Below are 14346 nucleotides of genomic sequence, written 5' to 3'. Positions count from 1 at the left end.
CTGACTAGTAAACATGACTATTCAAGTCAAGATATGAATCGGATTACGCAACGCCTAGCCAGACGCCCGGCACAGGAAAGGGATCGATCCAGATGAACACCCACAATCCCAACGATTTTCGCTATCGCGTCCGCCGTTCCGACGATGCCTCCGCCCGTTTCGACCGGGTTCCGCTGGCGGTACGAACCCTGTCCAGCAACACCCTGTTCCAAGGCGAGCACGAGATCGGCATCGAGCATCATGGCGCGCTCTACCGGCTGAAGATCACCCGGCAGGGCAAGCTCATTCTCAACAAGTAAGGCAAGGCAATAGGGACCGAGACATGGACCAGCGCGTAAAACCCGCCCCGCATGAAATCCGGCGGGCACGGACAGACAATCCGAAGACGCGCGAGCGTGATCTGGCTGCCCAGCTCGGCATTTCGGAGGCCGAGCTGGTCGCCGCGCATTGCGGCGATGGCGTCATCCGTATCGAGCCGCGCGTCAACGATCTTTTGACCGGCCTCGAGGCCGTCGGCGAGGTCATGGCGCTGACCCGCAATGAAAGCGCGGTGCACGAAAAGATCGGCGTCTATGACAAGGTCGTCACCGGCAACCACAATGCCATGGTGCTTGGCGAAAACATCGATCTGCGCATCTTCCCGAAGGTGTGGGCACACGGCTTTGCCGTGGAAAAGCGCGATGGCGACGAGATCCGCCGCAGCCTGCAGTTCTTCGACGCGGCAGGCGAAGCCGTGCACAAGGTGCATCTGCGGCCGGCCTCCAGCCTCTACGCCTATCAGACGCTGGTCGCCGCGCTCGAATCGTCCAACCAGGAGCCGACGGTCGATATTTCAGGGCCATTCTCCGATGACGAGAACCATGGCGATGAAACGACCGCCAATCTCGACGACCTGCGCGACCGCTGGAGCCGGCTGACCGACGTGCACCAATTCTTCGGCATGCTGAAGACGCTGAAGCTCAGCCGCCGGCAGGCGGTGCGAATGGTCGGCCAGGACTATGCCTGGCTGCTCGACAATGACGCTGTCCGGGCCATGTTCCACCATGCCGCGGAGGGCGAGATGCCGATCATGTGCTTTGTGGGAAACCGCGGCTGCATCCAGATCCATTCCGGCCCGGTCAAATCGATCGAGCCGATGGGACCGTGGATCAACGTGCTGGACGAAACCTTCCACCTGCACCTGCGAACCGACCACATCCACGAGGTCTGGGCCGTGCGCAAGCCGACCAAGGACGGTCATGTCACCTCGCTCGAGGTCTATGACGCCGACGGCAAGATGATTATCCAGTTCTTCGGCAAGCGTCATGAAGGCGAAAGCGAGCGTGACGACTGGCGATTCCTGGCGGAAAACCTGCCGCGCATCCCAAGCCCGACCGCAGCCTGAGGACTACAGCCATGGTTTCCTTTTCCAGACTGGCGCCTGTCCTTGGCTTGGCGCCCGTTTTAAGATCGGCAATGGCACCGGCGATCGGTCTGTCCCTTGCTTTCGTCGCGCTGCAACCTGTCAGCGCCGCCGAAGGCACGGCCGTGTTTGCCGATCCTTCGAGGATAGCGGCCATTGGCGGCTCGATCACCGAGATCGTCTATGCGCTCGGCGAGGAGAAGCATCTGGTGGCGCGCGATTCCACCAGCCGGTATCCGAAGGCGGCGCTCGCGCTGCCTGATGTCGGCTATATGCGCGCCCTTTCGCCGGAAGGCGTCCTGTCGGTAAACCCGACCGGCATCCTGGCGCTGCACGGCAGCGGTCCCAAGGAAGCCGTCGATGTCTTGAAGAAGACGAGCATCCCGTTCATCGAAGTGCCCGAGCACTATAGCCACGAAGGCATCCTCGAGAAGGTCCGCATCGTCGGCGAGGCACTCGGCGTCGACGCCAAGGCCGAGGTGCTGGCCAAGGAGCTTGACGCCAAGCTCACGGCAGCCGAACAGCAGACGGCGTCGATCAAGGAGCGCAAGCGCATCCTTTTCGTGCTGTCGATACAGGGCGGCAAGATCCTGGCGGCCGGCAGCGAGACCGCCGCCGACGGCATGGTCAAACTGGCTGGCGGCGTCAACGCGGTCGAGGGCTTTTCCGGCTACAAGCAAATGTCCGACGAGGCTGTTGTCACCGCCAGGCCGGACGTGATCCTGATGATGAGCAATGCCGGGCCTCCGGTATCGGACGACGAATTGTTCGGCAATCCGTCGATCGCCTCGACGCCGGCCGGAACCGCGCGCAAGCTGATCCGCATCGATGGCGGCTATCTGCTCGGCTTCGGGCCACGCACGGCCGATGCCATCCACGACCTCGCTGTCTCGCTTTATGGCGGGCAGGTCACGGATTGAGCAGGCAGATCATGGTCGATCAATCGATCGCCGGTCCGGTGATGGCGAGCGAATCCGAAGGCGACCGGTCGGGCCGCGCCCGCATCGTCATTCTTCTGTTGTGCCTGGGGCTCGCGGCTGCCGTTTTTCTGTCGCTGACATCGGGGGCGTCGGACGCATCGGCCGTCAGCGTCATCGGCGGCTGGCTGTTCGGCACAGTGCCTGATAACGCCGCCTTGAGTGCCCGCGACAGCCTGATCGTCTACGACATCCGCCTGCCGCGCATCATTCTCGGCATGCTGGTCGGCGCGGCGCTCGCGGTTTCCGGCGCGGTCATGCAGGGGTTGTTCCGCAATCCGCTGGCCGACCCCGGCCTCATTGGCGTTTCGGCTGGCTCCAGCCTCGGCGCGGTTGTCGTCATCGTGCTCGGCGCCACGATATTGGCTCCGGTGACAGCCTTGCTCGGCACGCTTGCACTGCCGCTGGCGGCCTTCTGTGGCGGGCTCGCCACGACGCTGGTGCTTTATCAGGTCGCGACTCGACGGGGGCGAACCTCGGTCGCCACCATGCTGCTCGCCGGCATCGCACTGGCGGCGCTCGCCATGGCGCTGACCGGCATCCTCATCTTCATGGCCGACGATCGCCAGTTGCGCGACCTGACCTTTTGGTCACTCGGATCGCTCGGCGGTGCGACCTGGGCGAAGATTGCCTCCGTCGGGCCGATCATCGTGCTGGCGCTGGCGGCGATGCCGTTCCTGGCACGCGGCCTCAACGCGCTGGCGCTGGGCGAGGCGACCGCCGGCCATCTCGGCATTCCGGTGCAGCGGCTGAAATACACGGCCATCATCGGTGTCTCGGCGGCGGTCGGCGCGTCCGTCGCCGTCAGCGGAGGCATCGGTTTCGTCGGCATCGTCGTGCCGCATCTGCTGCGCCTGCTGATCGGTCCGGACAATCGCTATCTGCTGCCGGCGTCGGCGCTGCTCGGCGCCTCATTGCTGCTTCTGGCAGACGCGGTCGCGCGTACCATCGTGGCGCCGGCCGAACTGCCGATCGGCATCGTCACCGCGATCGCCGGGGCGCCGTTCTTCCTTTGGATCCTGCTGCGCAAGCGCGGCGTAGTCGACCTGTGAGTCGTTTAGTTGCGAGAGTTGGGATGATCGAGGCAAGGGACGTTTCGGTTGATATCGCCGGCAAGCCCATCGTCAGCGGTGTCGATTTCCACGCGCGCGCCGGTGAGATCGCCGCCATCGTCGGCCCCAATGGTTCGGGAAAGACGACCTTCCTCAAGGCGCTTTCCGGCGAACTCGCCTACACCGGGCGCGTCGCCCTCAATGGCCGTGATCTCCGCGCGATGAAGCCGATCGAGACCGCCGTCCAGCGCGCGGTGCTGCCGCAGGCGACGACGCTGTCGTTCCCGTTCACGGTGCGAGAAGTGGTCAAGCTTGGCCTTGTCAGCGGCCGCTCGGGCGTCCTGCCGGGCGAGGATGCGCGGCTGCCGGAGCGGGCGCTTACACGCGTCGATCTCGACGGCTTTGCCGGACGTTTCTACCAGGAGCTTTCCGGCGGCGAGCAGCAGCGCGTCCAGCTTGCGCGCGTGCTGTGCCAGGTCTGGGCGCCGGTGCTCGACGGCAAACCGCGCTATCTGTTCCTCGACGAGCCGGTTTCCAGTCTCGACATCAAGCACCAGCTGATCATCATGAACATTGCCCGCGACTTCGCCAGAAGGGGCGGCGGCGTGGTCGCCATCCTGCACGACCTCAATCTGACGGCCATGTATGCAGACCGGATCTTCGTCATGCATCGCGGCCGGCTGGCCGCCACCGGATCGCCTAAAGATGTGCTGAGCGATGACCTGATCGAAAAAGTGTTCGACTGCCGGCTCCGGGTCGGCGTGCTGCCGGCCGGGAACATGCCGTTCGTGCTGCCGCAATCGTCAGTCGGTTAGGCAGCCGGGGCTCGGCGCTCCATCAGCATGTCGATGCCGAGCAGGTTGCGCACATTCGGCCGCGCCGCCACGAGATCGGCGATCGTGTAGCGCTCCAGCACCGCGAAGAACGCGTTCAGTGCCTCGCGCAACGCCGAATTCAGCGCACAGCTGTCGACCAGCGGGCACTCTGCGGCGTCGTTCTCGAAGCATTCGGCCATGGCGAAGCTCTCTTCCGTCACGCGCACGACATCGAACAGGCTGATGGCTTCGGCCGCCCGGCCAAGCTTGACGCCTCCATTCCTGCCGCGCACGGTCTGGACAAGACTGTGCTCGACAAGTGGCTGCAGGATCTTGAACAGGAACAGTTCCGACACCGAATAAGCGGCGGCGATCTCGGGGATGCGGCTCAACCGGTCATCGTTTGCCGCGCAATACATCAGGATGCGCATGGCATAATTGGTCTGGCGCGTTAACCGCATTTTGTCCTCGCAAAGCAATAGGTTGAATCGAATATGGCCCATACCTTGGAATAATTCCAGACTAGCGCGCCATAATAGGTGAATATTCTCGTCAACTTATGTGCAAGACCGGAGAAAACCGTGACCGCGCGGGACAGGGCGGGCATTCGGGCAAACGAGATACTAGATTAGCCCGCAACCGACGAGGAGCAGCTCGACCATGGCACAATCGGCCCAGGCCATGACCCCTTCGCGAACCGGTAGCGACGCGAATGCCAAGCTTTCGGCCCTGCGGCGCACCAAATTCGCGGCAACAGCCGCACTGGCGCTGTGCGTTCTCGTCTTCGCCATAGCCAAGTCGTTCGAGCATGGCTATCCGTGGCTCGGGTTCGTCGCCGCCTTTGCCGAGGCCGCGACCATAGGCGGCCTGGCCGACTGGTATGCCGTGGTGGCGCTGTTCAGGCGACCGTTGGGGCTGCCGATCCCGCACACCGCCATCATCCCCGAGAACCAGAATCGCATCGCCGACAATCTCGGCCGCTTCATCGAGGTCAACTTCCTGGCGCCCGAGCCGGTGCGCGAAAAGCTTGCGGAGGTCGATTTTTCGGCGCTCGTCGCCGATTGGCTGGCCGATACCGAGCGCGCCGCCGACCTGTCGCGCTTCGTCGTGCGGCTGGTGCCGCAGACACTGGCCGCCGTCGAGCAATCCGGCCTGCGCGGCTTCGTCACCAGCCGCATGCTGGAGCAGATCGAGAAGGTGCCACTGGCGCCGCTGGCGGCCGAGCTGTTGTCGGCGCTCACCGACGATCGCCGCCACCAGAAACTGTTCGATGAATTCACCAAGGTGATCGGCCGTTTTCTCAACGACGAACAGGCGCTGGCGACGATGCGCGAGAAAATCCGCGAGGAATTGCCGTCGCTGTTCAACCTGTTTCGCGCCGACGCCTACCTCCTGAAGAAGATCGTCGCTTCGGCCGGTTCGCTGCTCGACGAGGTGAGGGCCGATCCCGACCACCCGATGCGCGCCGAATTCGACCGTTTCGCTCAAGGCTTCATCGAAAAGCTGAGGACATCGAAGCAATACGCCAAACGCGCCGAGAAGCTGAAGCGCGATTTCCTGGCACGGCCGGAGGTCAAGGGATTGGCCGGCGACATGTGGGCAAGCCTCAGCCGGTTCATCGAGCAGGACGCCAAGGCGCCGAATTCGGTTATCCGCGCGCATCTTGCCAACATGTTCGTCGAGGTCGGGCGGCATCTGGCCAGCGATGCGCAGATCCGGGCCGACATGAACCAAGGATTCGTGGTGGCGCTCGCATCGTTCGTGGAGAGCCAGAAGAGCGGCGTGTCGACATTCATCGCCGACCAGGTCAAGCGCTGGGACCTTGCGCAGCTGACGCGGCTGATCGAGATGAACATCGGCAGGGATCTGCAATACATCCGCTTCAACGGCATGATCATCGGTGGGCTCGCGGGTGTCGTGCTCTACGTGGCCGAGCGGCTGTTCCTGGTGAATTGATGCGCGGTGAGGCTGGCGCTCATTCCACAGCGCCCGAATGGACTCGCGGCACGCGAGTGCTATTCTCTCCTTGAGGGCGCCCGCATCCGCGGCAAGGGCGAGCAAAGAGCATGGCAAAACAACCGGAATCCGATTCCTTCATGGACATGTTCGGCAGGTTCGGCCGCGACCTGAAGGTGTCCAATGTCGATGTCGAGGCGATCCTCGACCATCATCGCAAGAACCTCGACGCGCTGGAGAAATCGGCACGAGCCGGTGCCGCCGGCGCGTCCTCGCTGTTGTCCAGGCAACGCGAGATGTTGCAGGACACGCTGCGTGAGGTCACTGAGATGGCGCAAAGCTACAGGACGCCAGGCAATCCGCAGGAATTGATGGCCAAACAGACGGAGTTTGCCAGAAAGTCCTTTGAATCCGCGTTGAAGAGTGCCGGCGAAGTAGCTGAACTGGTCAGGAAATCCGGCACCGAATCGGTCGACATCCTGCGCACGCGGATCAAGGAGGCGATGGTGGAGATCCGCGCCGGCTACGAGAAGAAGTAGCAGATGTGGCCGGGGCCGGCTCGTTACTGCCGGATGCCCTGAAAACCGAGAAATCCCGATTTGACCTGCCGTTGCGCTGGGAGGATGGCACGATTGCTGCCGGATTCGGCGGAACGGATTCACGCAGGGCGAATTGACAGAGGCCGCCTGTTCGTGGTCGGAGGCTTTGGAAGCGATCGGGAAAGCAGGAATGACTGAAATACGGCCTAAAACGCCGCCGACCTTCGACCAGTTGAGGACGATGGCCGGGCAAGAGCTCGGTGTGTCGGAATGGACGACGGTCGATCAGAACCGCATCAACCAGTTCGCCGAATGCACGGGCGACCATCAATGGATTCATGTCGATCCTGAGCGGGCACGGCGGCAAAGCCCGTTCCGCACGACGATCGCACATGGCTATCTGACGCTTTCGATCATCGGCGCGCTGGCGCTCGGCATGGGCATCGTGCCCGAGAATACGCAGGCCGCCTTCAATTATGGCTTCGACAAGGTGCGCTTCCTAGCACCGGTCAAGGTCGGCGCGCGCATCAGGCTGCGCACCACGCTGCTGTCGATGGAGGACAGGGGTCCCGGCCAGTATCTGATGAAGGCTGCCAACACGGTCGAGATCGAAGGCGAGGAAAAGCCCGCTCTGATGGCTGAAACCCTGGTCATGCTCTATGAGCGCCGCAAGCGGGCAGGGGCCTGAGAGACTATTTGGAAATTCTACTCCGGCGGCCATCTGATGGCGTTTTCTGCGCTTCCCAGTTCTGCTGCGTCGACGCGGTAGAACTGAGCCCACGGACCAAATGTCCGCTGCGCTACGGTTCTCGAAACCACCACCATATGACTCGCCAGAGCGAATTTCGAAACAGGGCTCTAAGCGGCGTCCACCGGGGCCTCATGCCTCGATCGAACAGGTCGCGCCTTACGAAACATTGGGTTTCGCTCGGCCTACGGCGCGGGCCGAGAGCAGTGCGAGGAACAGCGCGACCAGCGCCAGCACCGTTGCCGTCTGAAATGTGACCTGCATTCCCCGGGCGGCGGCCTCGGAACTCAGAAGACCAATGCCTACGTGCCCTTCGGCCGATGCGATGGCGAATATGGCGCCCATCAACGATGCGCCGGTGATAAGACCGAGATTGCGCGAAAGGTTGAGCAGGCCGGAAACGACGCCGCGCTGGCCGGCACTGATACCGGTCATGACGGCTGCATTGTTGGATGTCTGGAACAGCGCGTAACCAATACAGGTGACGGTGATCGGGACGACATAGCCGGCAATGCCGAGTTTCGTCATGGCCAGCGACAGCAGGAGCGTTCCCGTGGCGAGGCTGAGCAGACCGGCGACCATCATCCTGTGGGCGCCGAAGCGATCAGTGAGGCGTCCGGCTACCAATGCCGACAGCGCCGAGACCAGCGGGCCGGTCGACAGCACGAGACCGACCATCGCCGCATCCAGGCCGAGCCCGCTGGACAGGTAGAACGGGGCCACCACCAGGGTCGCCATCATCACCGTGGCGACGACGAGGCTCATGGCGAGACTGGCGCTCAGTTGGAGGTCGCGGAAGCTGGCAAGCTGGATCAAGGGGTTTTTCACTTTCGCCTGCACGGCGGCGAAAAGAAAAAAGCCGATGCCGGCCGTGACCAGCAGGCTGATGTTGAGCGCGCCGAAATTGCCCCTGCCAAGCGTCATGGCCAGTGCATAGGCGGCCAATGTCAGGGCCAGCAGGGCCGTGCCAATGACATCGAACGTGCCTCCGTCGACCCGCGCTGCCTTGCTACGCGCCGGCAAGGCACGCCAGGCGAGAGCGAAGGTGAGCACACCCATCGGGACATTGACGAGGAAGATCGCTCGCCAGCCGAAGCCGGCGATCAAAAGGCCGCCTAGCGAAGGGCCGAGTGTCGTCCCGATCGCGGACATGGCGCCGAGCAGGCCCATGGCGCTGCCGGTCCGTTCCTTGCTCACCGTTTCGGCGACAAAGGCCAGCGTCAGCGCCATCATCAGCGCCGCGCCAAGTCCCTGTACGGCCCGCGCGGCGATCAGCAGCCAGAGCGTCGGCGCCAGGCCGCAGAGCACCGATGCCGATGTGAACAGCGCGATGCCGCCAAGCAGCAACGGCCGGCGCCCGAACATGTCGGCCAGCCGTCCGGCGCTGACGATCAGGGTGGTAATGGCGAGCAGATAGGCCAGAACGACCCATTGCACGGACTGGAATGACGCGCCGAACGTTTGCATCAGCGACGGTAGGCCGACGCTGGCAATGCTGGTTCCCAGCGACGACAGCAGCGTTGCGAGCGACAGGCTTGCCAGCGCCCAGCGGGCGGATTGCATCTGTGGCAGCGCCGATGCGCGCCCGTCCCGATTTTGCTCAGCGATTGCCACGGCGAACTCCTTTCCATCAACTCCAGTACCGGAGCTAGCGGAGATCTAGCCCCTTGGTTGATGTGGCGAAAGGCGCAGCGTTTGCATCTTATTCGTGCGTTTGGCGCCATATCATGCCATGATCCGCCGATGACATCACCCGATCTCAATCTGCTCTTTGCACTCGATGTCCTGCTGGCGGAAGGCAGCGTGGCGCGTGCAGCCAGCCGTCTGCGGCTCAGCCCCTCGGCGATGAGCCGCACGCTGGCGCGGCTGCGCGACGCAACGAGCGATCCGCTGCTGGTTCGCGCCGGTCGCGGCCTTGTGGCGACGCCGCGTGGGGAAGAACTGCGACGGCAGGTTGGTCGTGTCGTTCAGGACGCGGAAGCTTTGCTGCGTCCTGCCACCCTGCTTGATCTCTGGAGCCTGGACAGGATCTTCACGCTGCGCACCAATGAGAGTTTCGTCGAGGAATTCGCGCCTCGTCTCGTCGCCCGTATCCAGGCCGATGCGCCCGGCGTGCGGCTGCGCTTTGCACCGAAGTCCGACAAGGACGTGACGTCGCTGCGCGACGCGGCGATCGATCTGGACATAGGCGTCGCTGGCGAGACCGGACCGGAGGTGCGCATCCAGGCATTGCTTCGCGACCGCTTCATCGGCGCCGTGCGAGCGGGCCATCCCTTGTGTGAGGGCGCGGTGACGCCAGAGCGCTATGCGGCAGGCCGGCACATCAGCGTTTCACGGCGTGGCCGCGAGAAAGGGCCGATCGACGAGGCCCTGAACCTGCTCGGGCTGCGGCGCACAGTCGTGTGCATGGTTTCGGGGTTCTCGGCAGCCCTTGCCATGGCCCGCACATCAGACCTGATCGCCAGTGTGCCCGAGCGGCATACCGAGGGCGCACGCGCCGGCATGCATAGTTTTCCCCTGCCGGTTGCCACTGAGGAGGTCACCATCTCCATGCTGTGGCATCCGCGCCTCGATACCGATCCGGCGCAGCGCTGGCTACGCGACTGCGTGCGGGAGGTCTGTGCGGCGCGGTGACCGGCAATCAACGCTCCATCGCCGCCTCGAGCGCCTTGAAAATCCGCTCGTCCGCGCATTGGGCAACGTTGAAGCGCAGGAAGCGGCTGGCCGTTCCGGACAGGCTGAACGCGTTGCCCGGCGCCAGCACGATGTTGTCGGCCAAAGCGCGGCGGGCCACTTCGGCCGCATCAACGCCATCCGGCAGGCGGCACCACAGGAACAGGCCAGCAGGCTGGTCGATCCAGGGCGTGATGCCGATCGCCTTCAGGCGGGCGCTCGTCTCGTCCATCGCGCGCGAAAGCCGTGCCCGCAGCAAATCCATGTGCTTGCGATAGCTGCCGTCCTTCAGCAGCGTCAGCACAAGTTCGGCCGCCAGCCGGCCGCCGCCGAAGGTGGTGGCGATCTTGAGGTCGGTCAGGGGCTCGATCCAGTCGCGGGGTGCCGCGATGAAGCCGCAGCGAACCGAGGCCGATAGTGTCTTGGAGAAGCTGCCGATATGGACGACGCGGCTCAGCCCATCGAACGCCGCCAGCCTGGGGGCAGGGGCATGTTCGAAATCGGCGAAGATATCATCCTCGACGATGGTCAGATCCGATTGGTCGGCGAGCTTGAGCAGGCGGTGCGCGGTGACCGGCGACAGGACCGCGCCGGTCGGATTGTGGATGGCGGAGTTGGTGATGTAGAGGCGCGGCCGATGCTCGGCCAACGCCTGCGCGAACAGGTCGATATCCGGCCCCGACGGCGTGTAGGGGATGCTGACGACCTTGGCCCTGTGGGCGCGCAGCAGAGCGTGGAAGTTGAAATAGCAGGGGTCGTCGACCAGCACCGTGTCGCCGGGTTCGATCAGGAAGCGGCACAGCAGGTCGATGGCCTGCGTGCCCGACTCCGTCAGCATGATCTGCTCGGGGGAGGCTTCGATGCCGTGCCCGGCCATGCGCCGCGCCAGCAATTGCCGCAGCGGCGGCAGGCCGAGCGGCGTGCCGTAGTCGGCCAGCGCGACATCGTCGGCACGCGCTACCGTGCGCAGTGCCCGGCGCAGTCCCGCCTGGGGCATCCACGAGGCCGGCAACCAGCCGCAGCCGGGCTTCAGCATGTGATCGCCTGCTTCCAGCGACTGGCGCGAAATCCAGAGCGGATCGACGGCGCGGTCGAGGCGAGGCCCAATCTCGGCCAGCGACAGCGGCGCTAGCGAGCCGGCGGCATAGAAGCCCGAGCCCGGCCGGGAGCGGATCGCGCCTTCGGCGGCGAGCCGCTCATAGGCTTCGACCACGGTGGATTTGGACACCTGCATCGATTTGGCGAAGGCGCGGATCGAGGGCAGTCGTGCTCCCGGCGTCAGGCTGCGCGCCGCGATCCGCTGGCGGATCGTCGCCATCACGCCTTCGACGAGCGTTCCGCTGCTCTCGCTTCCTGTGGTCTGTTTGTCCATCCGTACTGCTCGTCCGACCGTGACAGTTTTGCATAACTGTACCGCATTGTCTCTGGCAATGCCACGGGCTCCGCACGATACAGAGCCGACAAACGGAGCATAGGATGGACAAGACCGCGGGCGGCTGGATGAACGGATTCATCGGCGTGTTGATCTTCAGCGGTTCGCTGCCGGCGACGCGCGTGGCGGTGAAGGATTTCGATCCGACATTCCTGACGTCGGCCCGAGCGGCGATTGCCGGACTGCTTGGCCTCGCGCTGCTGCTCCTGTTCCGGCAGAAACGTCCGGAGCGCGGCGACCTGCCGTCGCTGGTGATCGTCGCGCTCGGCGTCGTCGTTGGTTTTCCCATGCTGACCGCCCTGGCGCTGAAGCACGTCACCACGGCCCATTCCATCATCTTCGTCGGCTTGCTGCCGCTGGCGACCGCGATCTTCGGCGTGCTGCGCGGTGGCGACCGTCCGCGCCCGGCATTCTGGCTGTTTTCATGCGTGGGCAGCGCTCTGGTCGCGGGTTTTGCCCTGACGCAGGGGGTGACCGCCTCGCCGGTCGGCGACGGTCTGATGCTCGCCGCCATCGTCGCCTGCGGTCTGGGCTACGCCGAGGGTGCCGCGCTGTCCCGCAGGCTCGGCGGCTGGCAAGTGATCTGCTGGGCGCTCGTGCTGTCGCTGCCGATCATGCTGGTGCTGACTTTTGCGACGCAGCCGCCGTCCTTTGCCGGCGTCGGCTCCAGCGCCTGGATCGGTCTTGCCTATGTCTCGCTGTTCAGCATGCTGATCGGCTTCGTCTTCTGGTATCGCGGCCTGGCGCAAGGCGGCATCGCCGCCGTGGGGCAACTGCAGCTGCTGCAGCCCTTCTTCGGCCTCGCCCTGGCGGCGACGCTGCTGCACGAGCAGGTCAGCCCGCTGATGATTGTAGTCACGTTCGGCGTGGTGCTATGCGTGTTCGGCGCGAAGAAATTCGCGAGGTAGAGCGGACTCCGGCGACCGTACCGTTGCCGACTAAAACTTCGTCACAACCCCGATGCCGATGCCCTCGAAGCCGCCCATCGCCATCAAGGCCGCGGGCGCCTCGTCGAGGCTCATCTTCTTGCCGACCAGCAGCTCGGGCTTGAGCTTGCCGTTGCGGATCATGTCCATCATCGCCTGGTAGCGGTAGGCCTGCATGCCGTGGCTGCCGAGGATCTCGAGTTCGAAGGCGATCACCTTATCCATCGGTACCTGCGGCCGGGCATGCTCGCCCAGCATCAGGCCAACCTGCACATGGCGGCCGCGCCGGCGCAGATTGGAGATCGAGTTGAAGGAGGTGGTGGGGTGGCCGAGCGCATCCATCGACATGTGCGCGCCGCCATTGGTGATCTGCTTGACCGCCTTGACCACATTCGGCGTCTTCGACGCATTGATGGTGGCGACGGCGCCGATCTTTTTGGCGAAATTGAGCTTCTCGTCGGTGAGATCGATGGCGATGACATTGGCGCCCATGGCGCTGGCGATCATAATCGCCGACAGGCCGACACCGCCGCAGCCATGCACCGCCACCCATTCGCCCGGTGTCACCCGGCCCTGATCGACAATGGCGCGAAACGAGGTGACGAACCGGCAGCCGAGGCTGGCGGCGGTGGCGAATTCCATCTCGTCGGGCAAGCGCACGAGATTGGTGTCGGCGTGCTCGATGGCGACATATTCGGCGAACGAGCCCCAGCCGGTGAAGCCAGGTTGCGTCTGGTGTTCGCAGACCTGATGGTTGCCCGAATTGCACTCGAAGCAGCGGCCGCAGCCGACGGCGAACGGCACGGTGACGCGCTCGCCGGCTTTCCAGCGGGTAACCTGCTTGCCGGCGGCGACCACGATTCCGGCCAGTTCGTGGCCCGGCACGTGCGGCAGCGTAATGCCGTCATCATGACCCATCCAGCCATGCCAGTCACTGCGGCACAGGCCTGTCGCCTCGACCTTGATGACGACGCCATCGGCTGCCGGCTTCGGATCGGGAACGGTCTGGATGGTCGGCGCTTCGCCGAATTTCTCGAAGACGACGGCTCTCATCGGTCACTCCACCCTGCTGCGTTGCAGGAAACGATAGCCGATTCCCTGTCCGGTCAAGCGGAAATCGATTCCGCCAGAGCTGCTGTTCCGGCGCCGACGCTATGCGTGGGCGGACGAAGTCTACTCGGCATCGATCTGGTTCTGCGGTGCGGCTTTCTGGAAGGCCGGCAGCGCCATGCAGGCGGCGTTGATGCGCGCGATCGTCGGGTAATTCGTCAGATCGACCCCGAACCGGGCGTTGCTGGTGACCTGCGCGGCCAGGCAGATGTCGGCCAGGCCCGGCGTATCGCCATGGCAGAATGTACCCGTCTCGGGTGACGACACCAGGATCTTCTCAAGCGGCTGAAAGCCCTCGTTCACCCAGTGGCGGAACCAGTTGGTGATGTCCTCGTCGCCGGCGCCGAACAGCGTGCGCAGCGAGGTCAGCACGCGCAGATTGTTCACCGGGTGGATGTCGCAGGCGATCATCTGCGCCAGCATCCTCACGCGTGCCCGGCCAGCCGCATCCCTTGGCAGCAGCGGTGGTTCGGGCCTGGTCTCGTCGAGGAATTCGATGATCGCCAGCGATTGCGTCAGCAGCCTGCCGTCGCCGAGGATCAGCGCCGGCACCAGACCTTGCGGATTGACCGCGAGATAGGCCGGTTCCAGATGCTCGCCATGGCGCAGATGATGCGGGACGTAGTCGTAGCTCAGCCCCTTCATCTCCAGCGCGATCCGCACCCGGTAGGAGGTGGAGGAGCGATAGTAATTGTGCAGGATGAGTTCGCTCATGC

15 protein-coding genes are annotated in these 14346 nt (G+C 64.3%); 10 read left to right on the top strand and 5 right to left on the bottom strand.

Annotated features, from left to right (window positions below):
* Nucleotides 1-92 precede the first annotated feature (92 nt).
* The 5 genes from hemP to NKH19_RS13135 all read left to right on the top strand — a co-directional run bounded on the left by hemP (nucleotide 93) and on the right by NKH19_RS13135 (nucleotide 4246).
* Nucleotides 93-299, top strand: coding sequence for a hemin uptake protein HemP (gene hemP, locus NKH19_RS13155; RefSeq protein WP_023757683.1), 207 nt, complete (start codon nucleotides 93-95; stop codon nucleotides 297-299).
* A gap of 23 nt (nucleotides 300-322) precedes the next feature.
* Nucleotides 323-1384, top strand: coding sequence for a hemin-degrading factor (locus NKH19_RS13150; protein ID WP_352867605.1), 1062 nt, complete (start codon nucleotides 323-325; stop codon nucleotides 1382-1384).
* A gap of 71 nt (nucleotides 1385-1455) precedes the next feature.
* Nucleotides 1456-2322 carry a heme/hemin ABC transporter substrate-binding protein gene (locus tag NKH19_RS13145; RefSeq protein WP_352867607.1) on the top strand — a complete coding sequence of 289 codons (867 nt, stop codon included), beginning with the start codon at nucleotides 1456-1458 and terminating at the stop codon, nucleotides 2320-2322.
* Between the two features lie 11 nt (nucleotides 2323-2333).
* Nucleotides 2334-3431: a FecCD family ABC transporter permease gene (locus NKH19_RS13140; protein WP_352867609.1), complete on the top strand. Its 1098-nt coding sequence runs from the start codon at nucleotides 2334-2336 to the stop codon at nucleotides 3429-3431.
* A 23-nt stretch (nucleotides 3432-3454) separates the two neighbouring features.
* Complete coding sequence (locus NKH19_RS13135; RefSeq protein ID WP_352867610.1) at nucleotides 3455-4246, top strand: heme ABC transporter ATP-binding protein; 792 nt, start codon at nucleotides 3455-3457, stop codon at nucleotides 4244-4246.
* Here the strand turns inward: NKH19_RS13135 and rirA are convergent.
* On the bottom strand, nucleotides 4243-4707 hold the full coding sequence (gene rirA / locus NKH19_RS13130) for an iron-responsive transcriptional regulator RirA (RefSeq protein ID WP_352982246.1): 465 nt from the start codon (nucleotides 4705-4707) through the stop codon (nucleotides 4243-4245). The genes NKH19_RS13135 and rirA overlap by 4 nt on opposite strands.
* Nucleotides 4708-4906: 199 nt before the next feature.
* Here rirA and NKH19_RS13125 point away from each other — a divergent pair, with 199 nt between their 5' ends.
* From NKH19_RS13125 to NKH19_RS13115, 3 genes are all read left to right on the top strand, one after another.
* Complete coding sequence (locus NKH19_RS13125; RefSeq protein WP_352867613.1) at nucleotides 4907-6202, top strand: DUF445 domain-containing protein; 1296 nt, start codon at nucleotides 4907-4909, stop codon at nucleotides 6200-6202.
* 110 nt (nucleotides 6203-6312) lie between these two features.
* Nucleotides 6313-6741, top strand: coding sequence for a phasin family protein (locus tag NKH19_RS13120; RefSeq protein ID WP_352867615.1), 429 nt, complete (start codon nucleotides 6313-6315; stop codon nucleotides 6739-6741).
* Between the two features lie 190 nt (nucleotides 6742-6931).
* Entirely contained in the window at nucleotides 6932-7429 is a 498-nt protein-coding gene (locus NKH19_RS13115) for a MaoC family dehydratase (protein ID WP_352867617.1), read from the top strand.
* A 219-nt stretch (nucleotides 7430-7648) separates the two neighbouring features.
* On the opposite strand, the gene NKH19_RS13110 is transcribed toward NKH19_RS13115, so the two are convergent.
* Entirely contained in the window at nucleotides 7649-9103 is a 1455-nt protein-coding gene (locus tag NKH19_RS13110) for an MFS transporter (protein WP_352867620.1), read from the bottom strand.
* Nucleotides 9104-9232: 129 nt separating this feature from the next.
* On the opposite strand from NKH19_RS13110, the gene NKH19_RS13105 reads away from it, so the two are divergent.
* Nucleotides 9233-10123 carry a LysR family transcriptional regulator gene (locus NKH19_RS13105; protein WP_352867622.1) on the top strand — a complete coding sequence of 297 codons (891 nt, stop codon included), beginning with the start codon at nucleotides 9233-9235 and terminating at the stop codon, nucleotides 10121-10123.
* Between the two features lie 7 nt (nucleotides 10124-10130).
* Here NKH19_RS13105 and NKH19_RS13100 read toward each other — a convergent pair whose 3' ends face one another.
* Nucleotides 10131-11534, bottom strand: coding sequence for an aminotransferase-like domain-containing protein (locus NKH19_RS13100; protein WP_352867624.1), 1404 nt, complete (start codon nucleotides 11532-11534; stop codon nucleotides 10131-10133).
* A 104-nt stretch (nucleotides 11535-11638) separates the two neighbouring features.
* Here NKH19_RS13100 and NKH19_RS13095 point away from each other — a divergent pair, with 104 nt between their 5' ends.
* Nucleotides 11639-12502: a DMT family transporter gene (locus NKH19_RS13095; RefSeq protein ID WP_352867627.1), complete on the top strand. Its 864-nt coding sequence runs from the start codon at nucleotides 11639-11641 to the stop codon at nucleotides 12500-12502.
* Nucleotides 12503-12532: 30 nt separating this feature from the next.
* Here NKH19_RS13095 and NKH19_RS13090 read toward each other — a convergent pair whose 3' ends face one another.
* Together NKH19_RS13090 and maiA are read right to left on the bottom strand one after the other, a co-directional pair.
* The gene (locus NKH19_RS13090) at nucleotides 12533-13573 is read right to left on the bottom strand and encodes a zinc-dependent alcohol dehydrogenase family protein (protein ID WP_352867629.1); all 1041 of its coding nucleotides are present in this window, start codon (nucleotides 13571-13573) and stop codon (nucleotides 12533-12535) included.
* Between the two features lie 120 nt (nucleotides 13574-13693).
* Nucleotides 13694-14344, bottom strand: a complete 651-nt coding sequence (maiA, locus tag NKH19_RS13085; protein ID WP_352867631.1) for a maleylacetoacetate isomerase — start codon at nucleotides 14342-14344, stop codon at nucleotides 13694-13696.
* Nucleotides 14345-14346 lie beyond the last annotated feature (2 nt).

The sequence above is a fragment of the Mesorhizobium sp. M1338 genome, assembly GCF_040318045.1.
Classification (GTDB): domain Bacteria; phylum Pseudomonadota; class Alphaproteobacteria; order Rhizobiales; family Rhizobiaceae; genus Mesorhizobium.
Note: the sequence above shows the minus strand (reverse complement) of the source record. Positions and strands in the feature narration are given on the sequence as shown.

Excerpts from the sequence above, each read along its gene's own strand:
- hemP (WP_023757683.1), top strand. The coding sequence starts at position 93 with ATGAACACCCACAATCCCAACGATTTTCGCTATCGCGTCCGCCGTTCC.
- NKH19_RS13150 (WP_352867605.1), top strand. The coding sequence starts at position 323 with ATGGACCAGCGCGTAAAACCCGCCCCGCATGAAATCCGGCGGGCACGG.
- NKH19_RS13145 (WP_352867607.1), top strand. The coding sequence starts at position 1,456 with ATGGCACCGGCGATCGGTCTGTCCCTTGCTTTCGTCGCGCTGCAACCT.
- NKH19_RS13140 (WP_352867609.1), top strand. The coding sequence starts at position 2,334 with ATGGTCGATCAATCGATCGCCGGTCCGGTGATGGCGAGCGAATCCGAA.
- NKH19_RS13135 (WP_352867610.1), top strand. The coding sequence starts at position 3,455 with ATGATCGAGGCAAGGGACGTTTCGGTTGATATCGCCGGCAAGCCCATC.
- rirA (WP_352982246.1), bottom strand. The coding sequence starts at position 4,707 with ATGCGGTTAACGCGCCAGACCAATTATGCCATGCGCATCCTGATGTAT.
- NKH19_RS13125 (WP_352867613.1), top strand. The coding sequence starts at position 4,907 with ATGGCACAATCGGCCCAGGCCATGACCCCTTCGCGAACCGGTAGCGAC.
- NKH19_RS13120 (WP_352867615.1), top strand. The coding sequence starts at position 6,313 with ATGGCAAAACAACCGGAATCCGATTCCTTCATGGACATGTTCGGCAGG.
- NKH19_RS13115 (WP_352867617.1), top strand. The coding sequence starts at position 6,932 with ATGACTGAAATACGGCCTAAAACGCCGCCGACCTTCGACCAGTTGAGG.
- NKH19_RS13105 (WP_352867622.1), top strand. The coding sequence starts at position 9,233 with ATGACATCACCCGATCTCAATCTGCTCTTTGCACTCGATGTCCTGCTG.
- NKH19_RS13100 (WP_352867624.1), bottom strand. The coding sequence starts at position 11,534 with ATGGACAAACAGACCACAGGAAGCGAGAGCAGCGGAACGCTCGTCGAA.
- NKH19_RS13095 (WP_352867627.1), top strand. The coding sequence starts at position 11,639 with ATGGACAAGACCGCGGGCGGCTGGATGAACGGATTCATCGGCGTGTTG.
- NKH19_RS13090 (WP_352867629.1), bottom strand. The coding sequence starts at position 13,573 with ATGAGAGCCGTCGTCTTCGAGAAATTCGGCGAAGCGCCGACCATCCAG.
- maiA (WP_352867631.1), bottom strand. The coding sequence starts at position 14,344 with ATGAGCGAACTCATCCTGCACAATTACTATCGCTCCTCCACCTCCTAC.